Below are 6,828 nucleotides of genomic sequence, written 5' to 3' on the forward strand. Positions count from 1 at the left end.
CTTACCGTCAGAGATCGAGGACCAGGCGCTCGGACCCGGTCGATCGGGACACGCAGATCAGCATCGAATCCTCGCGCTCCTCGTCGGTCAGACGGGTCTCGCGATGGTCCGGTTCGCCCGAGATGACCCGGACCTTGCAGGTCCCGCAGAATCCCTGCTGGCACGAGTACCCGACGCCGGGCAGCCGCTCCTTGATCACCGACAGGGCGGAGGCGTCGGCGGGCACGGCGAGTACCTCGCCCGTGCTCGCGAGCTGGACCTCGAACTCGGATCCGTCCAAAACCGGTGGCGCACCGAACCTCTCGAAGTGCAGCGAGGTCGCGGCACTGTCCGCGAAAGCCCTGCGCACGGTCTCGAGCATCGGGGTCGGGCCGCAGCAGTAGACGGCTCCTCCCGCGACCGCGCGACCCAGCAGATCCTCCTCGGTCGGGATCCCGTACTCATCATCCGGGCGTACGAAAACCCTTGCTGGATCCCATGATTCGATCTCGTCCAGGAAGGGCATCGACTCCCGCGAACGGCCGGAGTAGACGAACTGCCAGTCCATCCCGATCGCGCGAGCGGCCCGCACCATCGCCAGGATCGGCGTGATGCCGATGCCGCCCGCGATGAACAGCGCCTTTCCCTCACCGACGAACGGGAACCCGTTGCGGGGCCCGCGGACGGTCACCGTGGTCCCCGGCTGCAGACCGTGCATCTCGATCGAGCCACCGCCGCCGTCCGGAATCGAGCGCACCGCGATGCGGTAGTGGGTCCGGTCCGCCGGATCCCCGCAGAGCGAGTACTGCCTGCGACGCCCGGACGGGAGGTGGAAGTCCAGGTGGCAGCCGGGCTGCCACGCAGGCAGCTCGGCGCCGTCCGGTGCGGCGAAGGTCAGCGCCGCGACGTTCTCGTCCTGGGCCACGATCGTCCGCTCGGACACCACCAGGGTCATCGCGGTGTCCGGGTTGTGGCCTGCGTGCTCCGGCTTGTAGTCGAAGCGGGCCACCACCCCGAGGTACCTGTCCACGAACGAGCCGAGGGCCGTCATCACCCGATCGTTGCGGTCGCGTCCGCGCAGGTCCCGGGGCCGGCCCTCGATATTGCGTGCCCGTTCGGCGCTCATCGTCGTCATCTCGGCGCTACCGGACCGCGGCCTGGGCGGCGGGCGAGGAGGCGAGGTAGGCGACGGCCTGCGCGGTGGATCCCTCCTGCGACGGGTGGTACGAGCGGCTGAAGTAGCGGCCCATCCGCACGGCGAGCTCCCTCGGGCCGGGCAGGACACCTCGCCTGCCCGCTGCCAGGTAGTCGGAGAGGTGCGGCTTGCGCCGGTGCGGCGCCCACTGGGCGAGCTCGGGATCGTTCGCCATCAGGAACCGGGTGCCCCGAACCCAGAGGTACACGATCGCCGGGGTGGCCACGAGCTGGGTGCGGAGTCGTCGGGATTCGCGCTTGTCGAAGTAGCGCATCAGGTCGTAGGCGACGCTGCGGTGCTCGACCTCCTCCGATCCGTGCCAGCGCAGCAGGTCGAGCATGGTCGGGTGCGGGTTCGCCCGGTCCAGCCCCTTGGCGTTGAGCACCCAGTCGCCGAGGAAGGCGGTGATGTGTTCGATCGCCGCGATCAGGGCGAGGCGCTCGATCAGGTAGTTCTCCTTGCGCCGGGCGGTGAACGGCCGCGGTCCGAGCAGCCGGAAGAACACCCATTCCATCTGGGACGTGAAGGGGGTGGGATCGAGGCCCTGCTTCTTGAGGTGCTCGAGGACGCCTGCATGCGACTGCGAGTGCATGGCCTCCTGGCCGATGAAGCCGGCGACGTCGTCCCGCAACTTCTCGTCCTCGATCAGCGGCAGCGCTTCCTTGAACGTCTCGACGAACCAGTCCTCCCCGCGGGGAGCAGCAGGTGCAGCACGTTGAAGACGTGGGTGGTGAACGGATCCCCCGGGATCCAGTGCATCGGCAGGTCGGTCCAGTCGAATTCCACATCACGGGCCTGCAAAAGGATGTGATCCGGCTCGGTGACGGCGGTGAGGTGCGCGCTCTCGATGGACATCGGAATCTCCTCCGGCACCCGATCCCGGGATGCCTGTGACACGGGTCATTCACTGTATGGCGAAGTAACCGTAACACGGAGTTATACGTACATCTAGGGGTCGATCAGCCGTAGGTGTCCCGCGGCCCGCGGCCCTTGATGTGCCGTTCCCCTTGCGCCAGCTCGGAGCGCTCGGCCCGGTGATCCGCAGGCTCGTCACGATCCCGTCGCCGACCGCGGCGGCGATCTTCGCCAGGATCTGGGACTGCATCATCCGCAGCTGGGTGGCCCAGGCCGTCGACTCGGCGGAAATGCTCAGCACGCCCTCGCGCAGCGCGACCGGTTCGGCATGCGCCGAGATGTCCTCGCCGACGACCTGCGGCCAACGACCGAGGACCGTGCCCTCGGCCACCCGCGGCGACCAGCCCCGGTTCTTCGCCACCAACCCCGTCAAGGCCCCGAACGGTTGCGGATCTCGTCCGTCCGGTCCCGCGCCCGACCAGCCCCGTCGACCGGTGCCCGCACGCAACCGCGGCTTCGGCGACGACCTGCCCTGTCCGACGGATTTCCCGCTCGCCTTCGCGGCCGCGCGCGCCTCTTCCAGCGCCCGCCGGGCGAGGTCGATTCCGCGCAGCTCGGGCACCGGTTCGGTGCTCGCGGGCTGCCCCGGTTCCGGCACCGCACCCCCGGCCGGGCTCGACTCGTCTGTCATCCGCGCTCGCCTCCGTTCGTCCGTCGATGATAGGGGCAGGCTCACACGAGTCGGGAGATTCTTCCGGCTGCGGTGCTGACGGCCTCGATGCCGAACCGTCGCGCTTCCAGTTCCGCGGGCACGTCCTCCGAGACGGCCGCGGTGATGAGAACCTGCTCCGCGTCCGCGGCCACCGCGGCCAGCGCTGTCCGCCGGGTGCGGTCGAGCTCGGCGAAGACGTCGTCGAGCATCAGCACCGGATCGGCGCCGTCGGCGCGCAACAACGCGAACGCCGCGAGCCGCAGTGAGAGGGCGAACGACCAGGACTCGCCGTGACTGGCGAAGCCCTTGGCCGGCTGATCGCCGAGATGGAGCTCGAGGTCGTCGCGGTGCGGTCCGACCAGACACACCCCGCGATCAATCTCGCGCTGCCTCGACACGGCCAGCTCGTTGAGGAAGCTCGCCTCGAGCAACTCGACGTCGTCCCTGATCCAGTGGTGGTCCGGATCGACGAGCTCGGGCGGCATCGAGTCGCCGAGGCTGCTCCGGTACCGGATCGAGGCCGGCCGGGACTCCGGGGCGATGCCGCGATAGGAGCTCGCGACGTGCGGGCCCAACTCGGCAACCAACCGCAACCGGCCCGCCAGCAATTCTGCCCCGTGCGCCGCGAGGTGCCCGTCCCAAACATCAAGGGTGGCAAGGGCACTCGCACCATCGGTCGATCGGGTACCACGCCGCAGCGCGCCGCCCGCGGTCTTGAGCAGGGCGGATCGCTGCCGCAGCACCTTCTCGTAGTCCGCCTTGACCGCGGCCATCCTCGGCAACCGGGAGCAGAGCAGTTCGTCGAGATAGCGGCGCCGATCCCCCGGGTCGCCCCGCACCATGGACAGATCCTCGGGCGCGAACAGCACGCTCCGCAGGACACCGAGGATCTCGCGCGGCCGCCGCACCGGCGACCCGTTCATCCGCGCGCGGTTGGCCCGGCCGTCGTTGATCTCGAGATCGATCGCCAGTTCGCGGCCGTCGTTGACGACCACCGCACCGATCTGGGCCTGGGGCGCGCCCGCCCGGATGAGCGGAGCATCGGTGGAGACGCGGTGCGAGGACAGGGAGGACAGGTAGCCGAGTGCCTCGAGCAGGTTGGTCTTGCCGTGCCCGTTCGGCCCGACGAACAGGGTCACCCCGGGTCCGGGTTCCAGCGCGATGGCGTCCCAGGAACGGAAATCCCGGAGCGTGAACTTACGAACGAACACCTATCCGGATTCCGACACCCGCTGCACCGCGTGACCACCGAACTGGTTCCGCAGCGCCGAGACGGCCTTCATCGCGGGCGAGTCCGACTGCCGCGATGCGAACCGGGCGAACAGCGCCGCGGAGATCACCGGGGCAGGAACGGCGTGGTTGATCGCTTCCTCGACGGTCCAGCGACCTTCGCCGGAATCCTCTGTGTAACCAGAGATTTCGGCAAAATTGGGGTCTTCGTCCAGCGCCTTGACCAGGAGATCGAGCAACCAGGAACGGACGACGGTGCCCTTGGTCCAGGCCCGCAGGACGCCGTGCACGTCGGTGACCAGGTCCTCGGCCTCGAGCAGTTCGAAGCCCTCGGCATAGGCGTGCATCAGGCCGTACTCGATGCCGTTGTGGATCATCTTCGAGTAGTGCCCGGCGCCGACCGGTCCGGCGTGCACGAATCCATCGGCCCGCTCACCCTCGGGACGGAGGGCGTCGAAGATCGGCATCACCCTGGCGACGTCCTCGTCCGAGCCGCCGACCATCAGGCCGTATCCGTTCTCCAGACCCCAAATGCCACCGGACACACCGCAATCGAGGTACCCGATGCCGTGTTCGGCCAGCAGGTCGGCATGAATCTTGTCTTCGGTGAAGCGGGAATTGCCGCCGTCGATCACCAGGTCGCCCGCGTCGAGGACGGTGGCCAGCGCGGTGATGGTCTCGCGGGTTACCGTGCCGGAGGGGACCATCACCCAGACCACCCTGGGTGCCTGCAGCGCGCCTGCCAGTGCGGCCAACGACTCGACGTCGGTCACCTCGGGACGGGGGTCGTAGCCGATCACCTCGTGACCGTGCGCGCGCAGTCGATCGCGCATGTTGAAACCCATCTTGCCCAGACCGACCAGTCCCAGCTGCATTGTTCGGTGTCCCTTCACTCGCGGTCGGTGCTGCTACGGCGGCCTTCCCGGGTCAGCCGGGCAGGCGGACGGGCATCAACAGGTAGGTGTAATCGGTTTCGGGCGCAGCGAACGTGCCGGATTCGCCCGGCACCGGCTCCTCTTCGGGGGCGGGGCGCAGCACGGCGGGCCTGCTGGGGGTGGTGAACCCGAACGAGACCCGCTCGGTGTGCAACGAACCGAGGCCGTCGATCAGGTATCCGGGGTTGAACGCGATGGTGAGGGGTTCGCCAAGGAACTGCGCCTCGAGCGCCTCCTCGGCGCGACCGGCGTCGTCACCACCGGCGGCGAGCAGCAGCCCGTCCGCGGAGAACTGCATCCGGACCTGGGCACCACGCTCGGCGACGAGGGACACACGCTTGATCGCCTCGACCAGCGGTGTCACCTCGACCGTGGCGATGGCGGTGTGTTCCGTCGGCAGCAGCTGGCGGAACTTCGGGAACTCGGCGTCGAGCAGGCGGGTGGTGGTGCGCCTGCCCTCCCCGACAATGCCGAGCAAACCTTCGGATCCGACCGAGGAGCCCACGCCAAATGCCAGTTCAACGGGTGAACTCGAAACTCCACCAAGGGTTTTCGCGGACTCGGAGAGGGTTTTTGCCGGGATCAGGACGGCTGCGGAGGTGTCGGGGTTTGCCGGGGTCCACTCGATCTGCCGGACCGCGAGACGGAACCGGTCGGTTGCCGCGAGCACCACGTTGGTGCCCTCGATCTCGACCCGGATACCGGTCAGCATGGGCAGGGTGTCGTCCTTGCCCGCGGCGATCGCGACCTGGCTGATGGCCTCGGAGAAGACGTCGACAGGCAACGATCCGGTCTGCTGTGGCAGTTCCGGCAACTGGGGGTAGTCCTCGACCGGCATCGTGGGCAGCGAGAACTTGGCGCTGCCACAGGAAATGAGAACTCGGGTGCCGTCGACGGTGACGTCGACCGGCTTCGCAGGCAGCGAGCGGGTGATGTCTGCGAGCAGCTTTCCGGAGACAAGGGATTTTCCTGGAACGGAGACCTCGGCGGAGATCCGTACCTGCGCGGAAACCTCGTAGTCGAAGCCGGAGATCGTCAGACCCTGGTCATCGGCTGCGATCAGAACACCGCCGAGAACAGGTACCGGAGGCCTGGACGGGAGGCTGCGGGCCACCCACGCGACGGAATCCGCGAAATCCTCCCGAGCGACACGAAACTTCATACTTCCAAGCTCCATCGCTCGGCTGATCCTCTCCGTAGGCATGGACATCTGCGGATGCCAGCAGTGTGACACGGCAGAAGCACACCGTATGCCCTTCGCGGCGAAGTTGAAAGCCGAAAGCCGCGCCGGAACGGGGGTCAGCCGGCTGGTTCGGTCGGGTGTGAGCAGTCGCGGTCCACAGGACCTGTTTTCAAAGAGCGAATTACAAGTAGAGATCAGCAGTAGTAATAGGCACTGTGGATTCTGTGGACGAAGCGTGTAATCCGCTGGTCCGCCGGTGTGGCGCCATGGGGATCAGTCCAGGTACGAAACGTGGACAGATCGGGGTCCGCTGTGGATGAGATTTTGTTGTTCACCACTCGATCCCGGTTCATCCACAGGTTCACGGGGTTGTCCACATGTTTGTCCACAGGTGTGAGTAGTTTTCACGAAGATCACAAAAGACGGCGAGTCGCGGGCTCGGCGGGTCCGAGGACGGGCCATGGAAACGGTCGAATGCGCCGAGGCGGGTGAATTACCGGTTCGGTGGAGGGCTGTCATTCCGGTGACGACACGGAGTTGCCCAGGTGACACGGAGCCGGCGGATAAAGGTGTGGGGCGTGCGACCCCCTGCGGCGCACGCCCCACCTATAACGATGGTCGTCATCGTGGGGGCGGGACGCACGCGTAGTGCACTACCTGTTCCGCGGCCGGACTACCTGCGGGTACCGCGCGGGTAGTCCGGTTTCCGCACGTCGCGGGATTGCGTCAGGGATGAGCG

4 protein-coding genes and 2 pseudogenes are annotated in these 6,828 nt (G+C 67.5%); all 6 read right to left on the reverse strand.

Annotation, left to right across the window (positions count from 1 at the left end; all coding sequences use genetic code 11):
* Positions 1-7 precede the first annotated feature (7 nt).
* The 6 genes and pseudogenes from BTZ20_RS25985 to dnaN all read right to left on the reverse strand — a co-directional run bounded on the left by BTZ20_RS25985 (position 8) and on the right by dnaN (position 6,083).
* Positions 8-1,105 (reverse strand): PDR/VanB family oxidoreductase, encoded by a 1,098-nt coding sequence (locus BTZ20_RS25985; RefSeq protein WP_077044020.1) that lies wholly within the window; start codon positions 1,103-1,105, stop codon positions 8-10.
* Positions 1,106-1,121: 16 nt separating this feature from the next.
* Positions 1,122-2,029, reverse strand: a pseudogene (locus tag BTZ20_RS25990) (metal-dependent hydrolase).
* 104 nt (positions 2,030-2,133) lie between these two features.
* Positions 2,134-2,720, reverse strand: a pseudogene (locus BTZ20_RS25995) (DUF721 family protein).
* 41 nt (positions 2,721-2,761) lie between these two features.
* On the reverse strand, positions 2,762-3,952 hold the full coding sequence (gene recF / locus BTZ20_RS26000) for a DNA replication/repair protein RecF (RefSeq protein ID WP_077043342.1): 1,191 nt from the start codon (positions 3,950-3,952) through the stop codon (positions 2,762-2,764).
* Positions 3,953-4,864, reverse strand: coding sequence for a phosphogluconate dehydrogenase (NAD(+)-dependent, decarboxylating) (gene gnd, locus BTZ20_RS26005; protein WP_317616064.1), 912 nt, complete (start codon positions 4,862-4,864; stop codon positions 3,953-3,955).
* A 34-nt stretch (positions 4,865-4,898) separates the two neighbouring features.
* Positions 4,899-6,083: a DNA polymerase III subunit beta gene (gene dnaN, locus BTZ20_RS26010; RefSeq protein WP_077043344.1), complete on the reverse strand. Its 1,185-nt coding sequence runs from the start codon at positions 6,081-6,083 to the stop codon at positions 4,899-4,901.
* Between the last annotated feature and the right edge of the window lie 745 nt (positions 6,084-6,828).

This window comes from Rhodococcus sp. MTM3W5.2 (assembly GCF_001984015.1).
GTDB lineage: Bacteria > Actinomycetota > Actinomycetes > Mycobacteriales > Mycobacteriaceae > Rhodococcus_G > Rhodococcus_G oryzae.